The 16,058-nt window shown below is 41.5% G+C and carries 13 protein-coding genes; 2 read left to right on the top strand and 11 right to left on the bottom strand.

Annotated features, from left to right (window positions below; all coding sequences use genetic code 11):
* Window positions 1-99: 99 nt before the first annotated feature.
* On the bottom strand, window positions 100-1,143 hold the full coding sequence (locus ACQYAC_RS01265) for a CAP domain-containing protein (protein WP_058014069.1): 1,044 nt from the start codon (window positions 1,141-1,143) through the stop codon (window positions 100-102).
* Between the two features lie 124 nt (window positions 1,144-1,267).
* Window positions 1,268-1,690: a CBS domain-containing protein gene (locus ACQYAC_RS01260; protein ID WP_044142103.1), complete on the bottom strand. Its 423-nt coding sequence runs from the start codon at window positions 1,688-1,690 to the stop codon at window positions 1,268-1,270.
* A gap of 161 nt (window positions 1,691-1,851) precedes the next feature.
* Between ACQYAC_RS01260 and ACQYAC_RS01255 the strand changes: the two genes are divergently transcribed.
* On the top strand, window positions 1,852-2,217 hold the full coding sequence (locus ACQYAC_RS01255; protein WP_429942584.1) for a YugN family protein: 366 nt from the start codon (window positions 1,852-1,854) through the stop codon (window positions 2,215-2,217).
* A 31-nt stretch (window positions 2,218-2,248) separates the two neighbouring features.
* Here the strand turns inward: ACQYAC_RS01255 and ctaG are convergent, their stop codons facing one another.
* The 6 genes from ctaG to cyoE form a co-directional block, all read right to left on the bottom strand.
* The gene (gene ctaG, locus ACQYAC_RS01250) at window positions 2,249-3,127 is read right to left on the bottom strand and encodes a cytochrome c oxidase assembly factor CtaG (protein WP_061407707.1); all 879 of its coding nucleotides are present in this window, start codon (window positions 3,125-3,127) and stop codon (window positions 2,249-2,251) included.
* Between the two features lie 30 nt (window positions 3,128-3,157).
* Entirely contained in the window at window positions 3,158-3,487 is a 330-nt protein-coding gene (ctaF, locus tag ACQYAC_RS01245; protein WP_003211520.1) for a cytochrome c oxidase subunit IVB, read from the bottom strand.
* A 2-nt stretch (window positions 3,488-3,489) separates the two neighbouring features.
* Entirely contained in the window at window positions 3,490-4,110 is a 621-nt protein-coding gene (gene ctaE / locus ACQYAC_RS01240) for a cytochrome c oxidase subunit III (RefSeq protein WP_003210862.1), read from the bottom strand.
* Complete coding sequence (ctaD, locus tag ACQYAC_RS01235; protein ID WP_044142010.1) at window positions 4,110-5,981, bottom strand: cytochrome c oxidase subunit I; 1,872 nt, start codon at window positions 5,979-5,981, stop codon at window positions 4,110-4,112. The genes ctaE and ctaD overlap by 1 nt, the downstream gene beginning before the upstream one ends.
* Before the next feature lie 170 nt (window positions 5,982-6,151).
* Entirely contained in the window at window positions 6,152-7,219 is a 1,068-nt protein-coding gene (gene coxB, locus ACQYAC_RS01230) for a cytochrome c oxidase subunit II (protein ID WP_058014072.1), read from the bottom strand.
* Between the two features lie 278 nt (window positions 7,220-7,497).
* Window positions 7,498-8,415 (bottom strand): heme o synthase, encoded by a 918-nt coding sequence (gene cyoE / locus ACQYAC_RS01225; protein WP_003211774.1) that lies wholly within the window; start codon window positions 8,413-8,415, stop codon window positions 7,498-7,500.
* Between the two features lie 393 nt (window positions 8,416-8,808).
* Between cyoE and ACQYAC_RS01220 the strand changes: the two genes are divergently transcribed.
* Entirely contained in the window at window positions 8,809-9,732 is a 924-nt protein-coding gene (locus ACQYAC_RS01220) for a COX15/CtaA family protein (protein WP_429942583.1), read from the top strand.
* Between the two features lie 39 nt (window positions 9,733-9,771).
* On the opposite strand, the gene ACQYAC_RS01215 is transcribed toward ACQYAC_RS01220, so the two are convergent.
* The 3 genes from ACQYAC_RS01215 to ftsW form a co-directional block, all read right to left on the bottom strand.
* Window positions 9,772-11,205: a cryptochrome/photolyase family protein gene (locus ACQYAC_RS01215; RefSeq protein ID WP_429942582.1), complete on the bottom strand. Its 1,434-nt coding sequence runs from the start codon at window positions 11,203-11,205 to the stop codon at window positions 9,772-9,774.
* Window positions 11,206-11,304: 99 nt separating this feature from the next.
* The gene (gene pyc, locus ACQYAC_RS01210) at window positions 11,305-14,751 is read right to left on the bottom strand and encodes a pyruvate carboxylase (protein WP_058014075.1); all 3,447 of its coding nucleotides are present in this window, start codon (window positions 14,749-14,751) and stop codon (window positions 11,305-11,307) included.
* 80 nt (window positions 14,752-14,831) lie between these two features.
* A complete protein-coding gene (ftsW, locus tag ACQYAC_RS01205) occupies window positions 14,832-16,043 on the bottom strand; it encodes a putative lipid II flippase FtsW (RefSeq protein WP_169056450.1) in 1,212 nt (403 codons plus the stop codon).
* Window positions 16,044-16,058 lie beyond the last annotated feature (15 nt).

The following is a 16,058-nucleotide window of genomic DNA, read 5'->3' as shown; positions in this document are numbered from 1 at the left end:
CCCATACAAATGCCTACTATACTATATACACCAGCAGTTATTTTGGTGAGCCCCTTTTTGAAGCAAAAAAAACAGCTGCGATGATGCAGCTGTTTTCGTTTAAGATGTTTTTTTGATGAAGTTTTGGGTGTAGTATTTTTCTTTCACACCGACGCCAAGGTGTGAGTAATCTTTATTTAATAACGCCTTTCTATGACCTTCACTATTGAGCCAGCCTTCTACCGCTGCAGGTCCATCTACATAATTATAGGCAATGTTTTCACCTGCGAGTTGAAATGCCACCTCGCCTCTTTCTAATCGGTCTTTCAGCGTACCGTATTTTTTAGATTCATGGGAGAAATAATGATTCTCTTTCATGTCCTCACTATGCATGAATGCCACTTCAGAGGTTTCATCATCCCACTTTAAGGTCGGCAGTTTGTACTTATGACGAATAATATTGGTCATATCAAAAATTTGTTTTTGACTGGAAGCTTCGATCTCTTTCCATTTTTCACCCGATATTGCCTCTGGTTCTATCAATTGACCACGATAGACGACTTCGTATGGCTTTTGTTTCACAAATGTATCTGCGTTAAACGCCCTGATACTTGAAAGGGTGCTTTCAAACTTATCCATGTAAAGCTGAACATATACATCATCGTCCACTTTCACGGTGGGTCTTGTATTCATATCATCTTCTGAGAATTCAAAGCGGTATGAATTTTGTTCATCCTCTACATGAATGTAAGGTGCAATTTGTGTTTTTTTAAATACCTCACTTGTGGCTTGACCGATTTTAAACGGTTCAACATTGAGCCCGTCTCCTGTTGCAAACAATGTCACCACTTTACTATCCTTTACCCCTACTTGAATATAGTGCTTCTTCGATTGATTGTATATCCACCAGTCATAATCATATGCGGAAGGATCAATGCGATCTGGTTCTCCCAGCTGTTTAAGCACTTCGTTTGAAGATTTTCCCATAAAGGACATGAGCCCCTTTTTCGGGATGTTGATCGGCTTATCGCTAGATGTTTCTTCATTAGACACCTTCGGTTCATTGCTGTTTTCTTTTTCTGGTGAAGATCCATATTGAATAAACAGAACGTACGTTCCAGATATAATCAGGAGGATGAGGAGTGTTTTGAGCACAGTTTTCAAATAAACACCTCCGTTAAATTGGCAAGGTACAAAAAAAGTACCTTCTACTGTCATTTAAACAAAACTCGCTTCATTTATCAACGACAATAAAGCCTATTTAACACGAATTTAAAATATGCCCCTCTTAATGAAGAAATCCTTGCCCATGATCTTGATCCTGTTGAGAGATTTCTGTCAGTGCATCTCCTGCGCGATCATTCGATAAATCTTCGACGGATAAATCTCCAAGAGCGACAATCCCAGTTAATGCACCGTTTTTCACAACAGGAATGCGGCGGAGCTGGTGCTCTGACATCAGCCGGACAATTTCTTCAAGCGTTGCATCTTCTTCTGCTGTCAGTACTTCCTTCGTCATCAGCGAGCCTACTTCCTGTGAGTTTGGCTTTTTTTCTGCAATACCTCTGAGTACAAGGTCACGGTCTGTCACGATACCAACGAGCTGATCTCCGTTCACCACCGGAATGGCCCCAATGTCTGCGTCTCTCATTTTGACTGCCGCTTCATACGTATTGTCATCTTGCTGACATGTCACTACTTTTTTTGTCATAATATCTTTGATTTTTTTCGTTTTCACGTTGATTCCTCCATCTGTTATTTTCTTTATTACTGTAACCAGGTTATAAAAGAACATACCTTTCACAGTTGAAAGTTTAACGCTTTCATACTATGATTGTCAGTAAAGGGAATTTTTATAAGGAGGGGTTTTGGGTGAAGTTTGAAGGTACGGGGATTGAAAAGGTAGCAGCTGACTTAAATAAATTAGATTTCATCATGGAAAGTGAAGGATTTGTACGAGCCGATCAATGGGATTATGAGCGTGTGACGTACGACAGAAAGTATAACATGGTAGAGGGAACCTTTTATTTACGGATTTCCGGCTACGCCACCGAAGGAGATGTTGGTTCAAAAAGAGCACACATACAGCTTCTCACACCTTTACTCGGAAAACATTATTATCCGCACGGTGTTGAATATGGCGAAGGCGAAGATTTCCCTAAGTCTCTCATTCAATCAAGCAAAAAAACGCTTGAACAGCTGAGAGAAAAACTAGAAGCAATGACAGCAGAAGCATAAACGAAAGCACAGCCATATGGCTGTGCTTTTTTCATTCATATTTCGGAATCAGCGCATCTGGTACGGCATCTTTCGCTCTTTCTTTTCTTGCCCAGTCAAAGAAGACAACAGCAAGGATTGAGCCGTACACAATCTCCTGAATAATTTTCATCAAAATCGCGCCTAGCTGCTGGTCTTCTAGCAGCGGCAAGGTATGGAACATTTCAGGACCTGTGAGCGCAAGACCTGCCAGCGTATCACTTGGTACGCAGAGATGCAGCGCCTGTATCCAAGCACCAGCATCAGAATAGGTTGCATAGATCGGTGTCTCACTAAACATAATGAGTGCACATGCAGGAGTCATTAATATCCCGTCTGCCATAATATAACCAAGCTTTAAAATGCCTGTAATCTGAGGCTGACTTTGGACTTTATGAACGAGCGGCCACCACATGAAAAAGGCAGCAATAAAAATGACCACTGTCATCAGCGCATGATAAAACGGATCTGTTTTCACAAAATCAAACACAAGCGGGATATGGTACATCGAAAACAAACCGTTAAACCCGAGCAATGCAATTAAAGGCTTGGTAAACAAACGAAACATCTGCTGAATGCCTGGTGTTTGGATGATCCGCTCCCAAATGGCCGCAGGTAATCCTGTAATAAGGAGAGGCGGAATGACTAAATAGAGCACCGCCATTTGCGCCATATGTGCACTAAACATAATATGCCCCATTAAATCAATTGGGCTTCCTTTTACGGCGTATAACAGAACAAGCCCCGTCAGAAACAACGTTTTCTCTTTTACCGTCGCACGATGCTTCCCCTTTGTCACAAGAAGCAGATAAAGAGCAGCTGCTATGACAATACTAGTCAAATAGTAAGGGCTCCATAATGCCCGAAATCCGAATATCTCTAAGTTCTCCATTGCTGCGCCTCCTTCAAGGGCAAAGCGGGCCTACCACCATATAATGGTCAAAAAGGCTAATACGGTAATAAACGCGACAAACACACCTGAGTAAAGAAACAATGCGGGTGTTTCATGCCCTTTTTGGTTCATGTGCATAAAATAATAAAGCTGAAAAGCCACCTGAATAACGGCAAGCAGTAAAATAAATGGTACTGCGAACCAGTTTCCAACATCTTCGGAAGCGATTGTTAAAAAGGCAACAAAGGTTAATCCAATCATCAAGCCGAAAGAAATGAGCTGATGCTTCATTTCTTCGGCATTTTTCTTTTTACGGTATACAAGATCGACTTTAGACTGATTTGTGTTTTTATTTCCCATTCTTATCCCACCATTCCCATTAAATATACAACGGTAAAGATGAAGACCCACACAACATCAATGAAGTGCCAATACAGACTTGCCACATAATATTTTGGCGCATTGTATAAATCGAGTCCGCGTCTCATATTTCGAATCATAAGAGCGGTAATCCAGCAAAGTCCGAAGGCGACGTGAGCCCCGTGAGTTCCTACAAGAGTATAGAAGGAGGAACCAAGAGCTGAGCTGGTAATGGTAAAATCATACGCATGCACATAATGATAGAACTCATAAATCTCAACCCCTAGAAATGAAGCACCTAATAGCACAGTCACACCAAGCCAAAGCTGCATCTTTTTAAAGGCAAAGTTTTTCATATGATACATTGCATACACACTCGTTAAACTGCTCGTCAGTAGAAGCATCGTGGCAATAAAGACAAGTGTGAGATCAAACATATCAGTTGTTTTTGCTCCGCCTGCATTAGAGTTTTTCAGCGCCAAATATGTGGCAAAGAGCGATGCAAACAGAACAGTTTCTCCCCCAAGAAACAACCAGAACCCGACGAACTTATTCTTTCCTTCTAAAGTGGCTTTCTCAGGAGAAGCCGGAAAAGTTTCTGCTGTCATTTTTTGTGGTTCCATTATGCTTTCACCCCTTTATCATCGTCATCGGTCAGATCTTCTTTGTGAATATGGTACCCATGATCGTCTTTAAGAGAGCGAACCAGCATGGTTGCAAATGTAATGCCCAGACCAATGAGAATCACTGGAAGTCCCCAGCTGTGCTCTTGACGATACATGAAGCCAAACGCTGACACAAATAGACCGAATGAGATAATGACAGGTAAGATGGAATTATTCGGCATGTGAATATCATCGAGCGGTTCAGATGCTGTCATTCCTTTTTTACCATCCATTTTTTCAATCCATAATGGATCTAGTCCTCTGACAAGTGGCAACTGTTTAAAGTTATATTCTGGCGGAGGTGAAGACACTGCCCATTCAAGCGTTCTTCCGTCTCCCCAAGGATCGCCCGATACACGCTCCCCTTTCGCTGTCGTCCAGATGACGTTAATCAGCAGGATGACAACAGCTACAAACATAAACAGCGCCCCAATCGTACTGACCAAGTTCCCAAGGTCTAACCCCTGACCTGGCAGGAATGTAAAGACTCGGCGCGGCATGCCCCAAAGACCGAGGAAATGCTGAATAAAGAAGGTTAAATGGAAACCGATGAAAAATAGCACAAAGCTAATTTTCCCAAGCTTCTCATTTAGTATTTTTCCAAACATCTTCGGCCACCAGTAATGCACACCAGCTAAAATACCGAATACCACCCCGCCGATAATGACGTAGTGGAAATGCGCCACAACAAAGTACGTATCATGGAACTGATAATCTGCTGCAGCTGCTGCAAGCATGACGCCGGTTACCCCGCCAAGTAAAAATGACGGTATAAAGGCAACGGAATACAACATCGGCGTTGTAAACTTCACATTACCGCCCCATATGGTGAGCAGCCAGTTAAATACTTTAATTCCTGTCGGCACCGCAATCGCCATTGTGGCTACAGCAAAGATTGCATTGGCAATCGGACCAAGTCCTGTTGTGAACATGTGATGCGCCCACACCATGAATCCAAGGAAACCAATCAATACAGTCGCAAACACCATCGACGAATAGCCAAACAGCCTTTTTCTTGCAAACACTGGAATGATTTCAGAAAATATTCCGAATGCTGGCAGGATTAAGATATAAACTTCTGGGTGTCCGAAAATCCAGAACAAATGCTCCCAGATGATTGTATTACCGCCGAGCTCTGGATTGAAAAAGCTCGTATCAAACATTCTATCAAGCATCAGCATTGCAAGCCCTGCTGTAAGCGGCGGGAATGCGAATAAAATCAGTGCTGAAGCGACAAATGTCGTCCAAGTAAAGAGCGGCATTCTCATATACGTCATACCAGGCGTTCTCATATTAATAATCGTTGCAAGAAAGTTGATTCCGGCAATTAGCGTACCAATACCCGCTATCTGCAACCCTAAAATATAGAAATCCATGCCGTGTCCTTCTGAATTCAGCGTGAGTGAAGCGTATGCAGTCCAACCTGCATCAGGTGCCCCGCCCATAAACCATCCAAGGTTTAAGAAAATTCCTCCGAAAAAGAACAGCCAAAAACCAAGTGAATTCACAAACGGAAATGCTACGTCACGTGCACCAATTTGAATAGGTACAACCGCATTCATTAATGCAAATAAAAGCGGCATCGCTGCAAGGAAAATCATCGTTGTTCCGTGCATCGTCATGACTTCATTGTAAAACCCTGCACTTACAAAATCATTTTCAGGGATGGCTAGCTGAATACGGATTATCATCGCTTCCAGGCCGCCAATTAAAAAGAAAAATCCCCCTGCCACTAAATATAGTACGGCAATTTTTTTGTGGTCAACCGTCGTCAAGTAATCCCATAAGACAGCGCCAAACCCCCGCTTTTTAGCTATTGTACTCACCATGAAATCCCCCTCTTATCTCCCATTTGCCCCTTTTCATATAGATGTCTATTTTAACTTTACACAGACTGTGTCTGACAGATGGCTACTTCTTGGTTGTAGAGACATATTCGGGAGCTCTTAACAAAAACTTCACATCGATTACATACCCTCTTGCCCATTTGCATTCGAATTTACTGGATTTTAAGTTCTTTTAAATACTCATAAAGTGCATCTGCTTCTGAGTCATTTAATTTAGGGTACGTCCCTGTCATTTTATTTCCTGGTTTAAAGCTCTCTGGATCTTTCAGCCATGCTTTCACGTTTTCTTTGTTCATGTCTTTAATTCCAGCTACTTTTGTTCGCTCTCCGAAGGTTGCAAGGTTTGGTGCTGTCCTTGCCGCTTCCGGCCGTTCGTCCCCAGGCTCTACTGCGTGACAGCTCAAGCAGTTTTTCTCTTTAAATAATTTTTCACCTTCAAGGGCGAGATCTTTTGTGGATGTAGGCTTCTTGTAATCAGCCATTTTTTTCGTCCATCCTAAAAACTCATCTTGAGAAAGCGTTTTAACTTTAAAGTCCATTAAAGCATGTGAAGGACCGCAAAGCTCCGCACATTTCCCGTAGAAATATTCCCCTGCATCTTTCGTTCGTTTTGAATCAAAGGTTAAATAAAACTTGTTTTCGTTGTCTGTGTTTGTATCAATTTTACCGCCAGCCGATGGAACCCAGAAAGAGTGTTTCACATCAGATGCTTTCAATTTAAAGTAGACCTTTTGATCTGTTGGTACAATCAATTCCTGACTTGTGACAATCCCATAATCAGGGTATTCGAATTCCCACCAATATAAACTGGCTCTTACATTGACAACAAGTGTCTTTTCAGGATCTCGTTTTTTCTTATCCATAGCGCTTGTATCCCCAAGCTCAAGCGTGTATGCCACAACAGGCACAACGAGAATAATGAGGAGAAGAATCGGAATCGCTGTCCACGTAATTTCTAGATTACGGTTTCCTTCCACCTGCTTTGGAATCGTATCTTCTCCCACTTTAGAACGTTTGAATTTAATGATGACGTAAAAGAAAATGATCGATACAACAATGACGACAAGAACCATAATGAGTGTACTCAGTACCGTTAGGAAGAATTGTTTATCTGCTACTTCCCCAACTGGTTTGAGTGTTGATAAGTATGGTTCACCACAGCCCGCCAAAACGAGCGTCAGTAAGAGAAACAGTGAATAAACACGCCATTTTCTTATCATAATTTGTCCCAACCCCTTTTGCTTGATCTCCTTTGCCTTTCGCTTTTTACCTCTTATTTATAAAATCACTTTTCACCCATCCATAACCCCCGCCTCTTATAAAAGCACTTACATTTCCTCTTTTCATAAAAAAATGATGTTTTTACTCAAAATACCATCTATGTATAAACAGAAAGCCGCCTAAATAGAACTGAATATCAGGCGGCTTTCATAGTTGTTAGAAAATGTTGTGTTATAAGATATAGCCTTGTTTTGATGTGATCAAAGTGTATTTTACTCTAGAATAGTGTAATAATAATCATCGCAACGAAAAAGATGGTTAAGTAATTTAATGAATAAACGAACATGAGCGTTGACCACTTCATGACGTCTTTCATTTTAAAGCCCATAAGGCCAATGACAAGCCATCCAATATTCAGCAATGTGCCAAGTGCGACAATCGGCCATCCTAATCCACCTAAGAAAAATGGAAGCGGGAGAAGACATGCTGTCCAAATGATGATTTGGCGTTTCGTGACTTCAAAGCCATAAACGACTGGCAACATTGGAATACCTGCCTTACGGTAATCTTCCGTTTTCTTAATCGCAAGTGACAGGAAGTGCGGGATCTGCCAAATGAACATAATCATAAACAAAACCCAAGCCGTTGTGTCGATTGTACCTGTGACAGCTGTCCAGCCGATTAATGGCGGCACTGCACCAGACACACTTCCAATAACGGTATTGATGGTGTAATGACGTTTAGACCACATGGTGTAAAGAACCGCATAAGTAAAGACTCCAATAAATCCAATCACTGCTGATGTTATGGTTGTCATCAGAAGCATGATGAGTCCAAGTACAACAAGCAAAATACCAAATGCATACGCTTGCCCCGGCTGAATCTTACCTGTAACCGTCGGTCTTGTTTTTGTTCTTTCCATTAATATATCAATATCACGGTCAAACGCATTATTAATGGCGCATGAACCGGCAATAATAAGAGAAGAACCAATCATTGTTAACAGCACAATATCTAGATTCCCAAGGAAACTCATCCCTGTAAAATAAAAAGCAAGCCACATTCCAGTAAATGTCGTAATGAAATTGGAATTGACGATGCCCATTTTAATCAGAGCAAGAAAATCTTTCCAAGCTGTTGTTTCTTCTATTTGTCCATGAATAGCTGCTTCTGCGGCTGTTTTGGAATTTGCCAATGTGTATAACCTCCCTTGCCCAAACCTTCAAACGAACTATGAAACGTAAATTCGTTACAACTCTATCATACAAGATAAACAGCTGTAAAAAAACATCCTATTAAATAATAAACGACAATCTCGAAGTTATTTGTGAACTTTTCGTGAATTTATTAGGATTTATCTGTGTTTCAGAAGGCGGTGCAAAATGAAATATTCTCTCCTCTATTTCTATCAGACTGTGAAAGAAAGATCAAGCACTCTAAATCTGTAAACTTTGTGAACTAACATATCATTTTTTTGTGAACTTTGGTCATTATGAATTGCAACAGAACACGCATTTGGCTTAAACTTGAGAGCATGTGAGGTTTTTCATTTAAATCAGAAGTTTTTTAGAGAAGGTGAAATAATTTGATGAAATTTGCTTTAAGGTTATTGAGCGTGATCACAACGTTTGTGATGCTGATCGTTTTGATTGGCGGTGCGCTTGTGACGAAAACCGGCTCGGGTCTTGGCTGCGGCAGGCAGTGGCCCCTTTGCCACGGTCGTTTCTTCCCTGAAATGAACCCTGCTTCCATCATCGAATGGAGTCACCGCATGTCAACAGGGGTTTCAACCATTCTTGTCTTGGCACTGGCGGTCTTATGCTGGAAAAAGATTAGTCCAGTATTCCGTGAAACCAAATTTTTGGTCATCATGTCGGTTATATTCTTACTGCTACAAGCGCTGTTAGGGGCTCTTGCCGTCGTGTTTGGTTCCAACGCACTTGTCATGGCTCTGCACTTCGGTATTTCACTCATTTCTTTTGCTTCAGTGTTATTGCTTGCGCTACTTGTATTCGAGGCAACCCGATCTGAAACAAAGCTTGTGAAGCCGCTTCATATCGGCAAAAAAATGCAGTTTCATATTTATGGTTTGATCACCTATACGTATATCGTGGTGTACACGGGTGCTTATGTGAGGCATACAAAGTCAAGTCTTGCTTGCTCTGTCTTCCCGTTTTGTTCAAAAGACGGTGCACTTCCAGCGTACTTTAATCAGTGGGTGCAAATGTCTCACAGAGCAGCAGCACTTCTTTTATTCGTCTGGATATTTGTTGCGATGTTTCATGCCATGAAACATTATAAAGAACAGAAGCAGCTGTATTATGGATGGATTATTTCAGCCATTCTTATTACACTTCAAGCGATTTCAGGTGTGATGTCTGTGTATTCTCATCTCGCACTTGGTTACGCGCTGGCTCATTCATTATTTATTTCCGGTTTGTTTGGCGTACTCTGTTACTTCTGCTTACTTATTGCCCGGTTTAAATATGAAAGCAAAGAACCATTCAAATAAGAATTTGTATCCCCCTTCCATATGGAAGGGGGATTTGTTTTATTGTTGTTTTGCTTCTTCAAATAGCGAAATGGCTTTTTTGCGTCTTTCCTGGTGGTCTACCGTCGGCAGCGGATATGTATCACCTAGCACACATCCCGATTTCAATTGCTCATCAATCGGCATTTTACTTGGTTCATGAATCCATTTTTCATCGACATACTCTAGCTCTGGTACATATTTTCTAATATATTCTCCGCTCGGATCAAATCGCTTTGACTGAGTGGTCGGGTTGAAAATACGGAAGTACGGCACCGCATCAGTTCCGACTGAGGCTGCCCACTGAAATCCTCCGATATTTGACGCCTCATCATAATCCACAAGTTTTTTTGCAAAATACGATTCGCCCTTTCTCCAATCAATCAAATAATCCTTTGTTAAAAATGAGGCTGTGACCATTCGCAAACGGTTATGCATCCAGCCCTCCTCATTTAACTGTCTCATCCCTGCATCAACGAGTGGAAAGCCTGTTTCTCCTTTACACCAAGCTTCAAACAGCGTCTCATCTTCATTCCATTTCATCCCTTGAAACGCCAAATTGATTTCTTTTTCTTTCATCTCGGGATAATGCGCATAAATCATATGATAAAAATCACGCCAAGCCAGCTCTTTAATAAAGGTCTCTCTGCCCTCATCTTCATAGAGTGCTTCTTCATATATCGAATGAAAGATCGTTCGAATTGAAATAGTACCTGTTTTTAAGAACCGCGACAGCTTGCTCGTTCCAAAAACAGACGGAATATCACGTTTCTCATGGTAACGTGTTAATCTTTTTTGGATAAAGTGATGCAGCGTGCTCATCGCTTTGTCTGAGCCAATTTGATCAAACTTCCTTGAGCAGCCCTTTATCAATTCTCGCAGTTTATCATTTCCTTTTTGTGAAAGTGACTCATCACAAATCGTATGCCCACTGCTAAAAAATGATTTGTCAACTTTTATCACAGGCTGCTTCTCTTGCTTACGCCATGATTGATAGTATGGGGTAAACACTTGATAATGTGACCCATCTGCTTTTAAAATATCTAGCGCCCCGTGAAGATGTGTATCTTGCCACATTGACACATGAATGCCCTTCTTACCTAAAAAATCGGTTACTTGCTTGTCACGCCTTTGGCCGATACCCACTTCATCTTCATTAAAAAAGACGGCTTTGATGTCATACACATCCATGACCTGCTGAAAGGCGCGCAGGACATCATCATGGAGAAGGTGGACATACACTTGAGATTCTCTCGCTTCCTTGACGAAATGCGCCAAGCTTTGAAAGAAATGTTCGTTATTTATATCCATTTCCATTTCAGTAAAAAATGGATCTAGATGATAAAGAGCCAATAATTTGTACTCATGTTTTTTTGCATATGTGATCGCTTTTGACAAGGCGATATGATCATCCAATCGCAGATCTCGGCGAAACCAAATCACGACAATTTCCAACTTTCTTCACCTCACTCTATAGTGTAATCACTCTCGCAGGCTGCTGCACATTTTAATGCGCTCAAAAAAAGACACATCACGATGGATGTGTCTCAATTATTATTCAGGCTTTAAAACAATGAGCAGATCTCCCGTTTGAATCGGTTCTCCATTTGTCACATGTATTTCATCTACGACCGCAGTGAATGGAGCTTGCACAGTCGTCTCCATTTTCATGGCTTCATTGATCATCAAATGCTCACCTTGCGAGATTTTCTGTCCTTTTTCCACGAGCACTTTGATGACAGTGCCTGGCATTGATGCGGCAATGTGATTTGGATTTGAACGGTCCGCCTTCATTTTTTCTTGAACGGATGATTTGATGCTTTCATCCTTAATGACGACTTCACGAGGCTGTCCATTTAGCTCAAAGTAAAGAACTCTTGTGGCATTTGGATTCGGTTCTCCAATTGACACGAGTTTAACAATGAGGGTTTTTCCTTTTTCGATTTCTACCTCAATCTCTTCACCAAGCCTCATCCCGTAGAAAAACGTTGGTGTGTCAAGAACAGAGATGTCTCCGTAACTTTCTGCTGTTTGGACAAATTCAGAAAAGACTTTCGGATATAAGGCATACGCAATTGCGTCTTTCTCTGTCAGCGTCAGATCATGAGATTCTTTAAACTGCTGCTGAATAGCTTCAAAGTCAACTGGCTTCAGCTTTTCACCAGGTCTAACAGTGAGCGGCTCTTCTCCTTTTAAAATCAGCTTTTGCAATTTTTCAGGGAATCCACCATGCGGCTGGCCTAAATAGCCTTTAAATAGTTCCACAACAGAATCAGGGAAGTCTAAAGTTGCTCCTTTTTCATAGACATCTTCCTCTGTTAAATCATTTTGCACCATATAAAGTGCCATGTCTCCGACTACTTTAGAGGAAGGAGTCACCTTCACAATATCACCAAACATGTCATTCACACGTCTGTACATTTCTTTTACTTCGTTCCAGCGGTCGCCAAGCCCGACACCTTTCGCCTGCTGCTGCAAGTTACTATACTGTCCGCCAGGCATTTCATGCTCATAAATTTCTGTATGAGGTGAATTCATGCCGCTTTCGAATTCACTGTAGTATTTTCTAACAGAATCCCAGTATTGAGAAAGGTGTTCGACCGATTGGACGTTCATGTCTGGCTTTCTTTCATGCCCATCTAAAGCATAGTACAGTGAGCTTGCGCTTGGCTGCGATGTGAGTCCCGCCATAGAGCTGACGGCCACATCGACAATGTCAACACCTGCATCAATTGCCCTTGCATAGGTGAACAGTCCATTTCCACTCGTATCATGCGTATGAAGATGAATAGGGATTGTGAGCTCATTTTTTAAAGCAGTGACTAACTCATAAGCTGCCTGCGGCTTTAATAATCCCGCCATATCTTTAATACCTAAAATATGCGCACCGGCAGATTCAAGCTCTTTCGCAAGAGATACATAGTACTTAAGATCATATTTCGGACGCGATGGATCGAGAATGTCCCCCGTATAACAAATCGCTGCCTCTGCCACTTTGCCTGATTCACGAACAGAATCAATGGCAAGTGTCATGCCTTTCACCCAGTTTAAGCTATCGAAAATACGGAACACGTCAATGCCTGCTTCGGCCGATTCCTTTACAAATGCTTTAATCACATTATCCGCATAGTTTGTATATCCGACAGCGTTTGATGATCTTAAAAGCATTTGGAACAACGTGTTTGGCACTTCTTGGCGAAGCTCTTTTAATCGCTGCCAAGGATCTTCTTTTAAGAATCGGTACGCAACATCAAATGTAGCACCGCCCCACATTTCCATACTAAACAGCTCTGGCCATAAACCTGCTGTTGGCTGGGCTACTTTCTTTAAATCATGAGTTCTGAAGCGGGTCGCAAGCAGAGACTGATGCGCGTCCCTAAAGGTTGTATCTGTTAAAAGGACGCTCTTTTGTTCTTTCACCCAATTGGCAAGACCCTCAGGTCCATGCGCATCTAATAATTGTTTAGTCCCAGATGGAATCTCTTGCTTGAGAGGAAGCTTCGGTACAACAGGCTTGTCAAAATGAGGCTTCTTTTTCTCCGCAATACCAGGGAATCCATTAATGGTCACGTTACCAATATAAGTCAGCATCTTCGTTCCACGGTCTTTTTGTTTAGGGAAATTAAATAGCTCTGGCGTTGAATCGATAAATGACGTATCGTATTCCCCTTTTAGAAACTTCTCATGCTTTGCCACGTTTTCAAGAAACGGAATGTTTGTTTTAATCCCGCGGATTCTGAATTCCTGTAAGTTTCGAACCATTTTAGCAGCAGCTTGGTCAAATGTGAGCGCCCATGTGGACAGCTTGACCAATAGAGAATCGTAATAAGGTGTAATGACTGCACCTTGAAAGCTGTTCCCTGTATCAAGTCGTACACCAAATCCTCCGCCTGAACGGTAGGCCATAATTTTCCCTGTGTCTGGCATAAAATCATTTAAAGGATCTTCTGTTGTAACCCTTGATTGAATGGCAAAACCATGTGTGAAAATATCTTCTTGCTTTGGTATACCGACTTCCTTGCTGTGAAGGTCATGACCTTTCGCGACAAGAATTTGGGTTTGGACGATATCGACACCTGTGATCATTTCAGTGATCGTGTGTTCTACCTGTACCCTTGGATTGACTTCAATAAAATAAAACTCTCCATTTGCAACAAGGAATTCTACAGTGCCTGCATTGATATATGATACATTCCGAGCCAGCTGAACAGCCGCTTCGCAAATGTCTTCACGCAGTTGATCTGTAAGAGACACACTTGGCGCCACTTCAATGACCTTTTGATGCCGCCTTTGAACAGAGCAGTCACGCTCATATAAATGAATGATATTGCCGTGATTGTCACCAATCACCTGCACCTCAATGTGTTTCGGATTTTCAATCAGTTTTTCAACGTATACTTCGTCATTTCCAAAAGCCGCTTTTGCCTCTGACTTCGCACGGTCATAGGCTTCCTTCAGCTCCTCTTTCGTTCTGACAATCCGCATACCCCGGCCGCCGCCGCCTAGTGAAGCTTTAATAATAAACGGGTAACCGTATTCTTCACCGAATTTTTCGACTTCTTTGACCGAATCAACTGGTCCGTCACTTCCTGGAATGACTGGTATTCCGGCTTTTTTCGCTTCTTCTCTTGCCTTTACTTTATCTCCAAACATATCTAAATGCTGAGAAGTTGGACCGATAAATTGAATGCCTTCCTCTTCGCATCGTCTTGCAAAATGAATATTTTCAGATAAAAATCCGTAACCTGGATGGATTGCATCCACGTCATTTCGTTTTGCAATTTCGATGATCCCCTCGATATCAAGGTAGGCATCAATCGGTTTTTTTCCTTCTCCAACTAGATATGCTTCATCTGCTTTATAGCGATGATAAGAGCCTGAGTCTTCTTTGGAATAAATGGCTACTGTACGTAAATTGAGCTCCGTACAGGCCCTGAAGACTCTGATAGCAATTTCCCCTCTGTTTGCAACTAGAACCTTTTGAATTGTTCTCTGTGACATTTCTCACTCCTCCATATCCCTTAAAATTTTATATGTACTCTATAATAAAGGAAGAAATGAAAACTGTACACTTTTGTTTTCTAAAGATTCAAAGTTTTCTGCAATCCATTTTTTTGAACTGGTGGTTTGCTCATTGATTTTTTCTTTTTGTAACGCTCTTTATATTCAGTAAACATGCTGATATTCAGCAATATTCCCATACAACCACTCAGTAAAATGATAGATGATCCCCCGTAGCTAATAAACGGAAGTGTGACCCCAGTAATCGGAATCAAACCTGAAACACCGCCTAAATTAATGCATGTTTGGATCGCAATCATGGAGGAAATTCCTATTGCAAGCAAACTTCCAAATGGATCTTCACACTTTCTTGCAATATAAAAACCTTTCACGACGATGAAGCCAAGGAGAGCGAGTACAAAAAATACTCCGAAAAAGCCAAGCTCTTCTGAAATGATTGCCATGATAAAATCTGTGTGCGGCTCTGGAAGATACCCGTACTTTTGAACGCTTTCTCCTAGACCCAGTCCAAAAAAGCCGCCTGATCCAATGGCATAATAGGAATTAATCAATTGATGTCCAGTAGCTCCTGCATCTTTAAAGGGATCTTGGAAACTCTCAAAACGCCCGAGACGATTTTGCGTGAAAATTTTATCCCAGAACAGAATAATAAATGGGGTCACGACGACCATCACGGCACTAAATAACGCCAGCAGCTTCGCAAGTGTTTTCCCGCTAAACCCTGAGCATAAAATCATCGCAAGAGCAATCATCCCAATGATAAAGGCTGTCCCATAGTCTGGCTGCAAAATGATAAATCCGCATAAGATCGAAACAACCACGATTGGAGGTGTGACTCCTCGTAAAATATGATCAATATAATGCTGCTTTTTTGCATACACAGCAGCAAGATAAATAATGACGACAATCTTTACAAATTCCGCTGGCTGAAGACTGAATGGGCCTACTTTAATCCAGCTTCTTGCGTTCCCAGCAATATGACCGCCAAAGTACACATAGATGAGGGAGAAAACGGATAGCAGCAGCATACCGATCTGAAATTTTTTATTTGAAAACAGCTGATATGGAACGAGTGCCGTAAAGAGCAAGATGACCGCTCCAACGATCATAAATAAAAGCTGTTTCTTAAAAAAATTATCTGGCGCGGCATCGTATCTAATCACAGATGTAATCATACTTGAGCTATACACCATGACCAAACCGAATGCGCTAATTAAAATAATGGCGAACAATAATGAGTAGTCATACGATTTTAGCATTCTCTTTAACATATAATCCTCTTCCTA

Source organism: Bacillus sp. MM09(2025) (assembly GCF_050496725.1).
In the GTDB taxonomy this organism is placed as follows: domain Bacteria; phylum Bacillota; class Bacilli; order Bacillales; family Bacillaceae; genus Bacillus; species Bacillus pumilus.
This window is presented reverse-complemented; position numbering and strand designations above follow the sequence as displayed.

Bases quoted from the DNA above. Each gene is read 5' to 3' on its own strand.
- pyc (WP_058014075.1), bottom strand. From the start codon at position 14,751: ATGTCACAGAGAACAATTCAAAAGGTTCTAGTTGCAAACAGAGGGGAA.
- coxB (WP_058014072.1), bottom strand. From the start codon at position 7,219: ATGATAAGAAAATGGCGTGTTTATTCACTGTTTCTCTTACTGACGCTC.
- ACQYAC_RS01260 (WP_044142103.1), bottom strand. From the start codon at position 1,690: ATGACAAAAAAAGTAGTGACATGTCAGCAAGATGACAATACGTATGAA.
- ctaG (WP_061407707.1), bottom strand. From the start codon at position 3,127: ATGGAGAACTTAGAGATATTCGGATTTCGGGCATTATGGAGCCCTTAC.
- ftsW (WP_169056450.1), bottom strand. From the start codon at position 16,043: ATGTTAAAGAGAATGCTAAAATCGTATGACTACTCATTATTGTTCGCC.
- ACQYAC_RS01220 (WP_429942583.1), top strand. From the start codon at position 8,809: ATGAAATTTGCTTTAAGGTTATTGAGCGTGATCACAACGTTTGTGATG.
- ctaE (WP_003210862.1), bottom strand. From the start codon at position 4,110: ATGGAACCACAAAAAATGACAGCAGAAACTTTTCCGGCTTCTCCTGAG.
- ctaF (WP_003211520.1), bottom strand. From the start codon at position 3,487: ATGGGAAATAAAAACACAAATCAGTCTAAAGTCGATCTTGTATACCGT.
- ctaD (WP_044142010.1), bottom strand. From the start codon at position 5,981: ATGGTGAGTACAATAGCTAAAAAGCGGGGGTTTGGCGCTGTCTTATGG.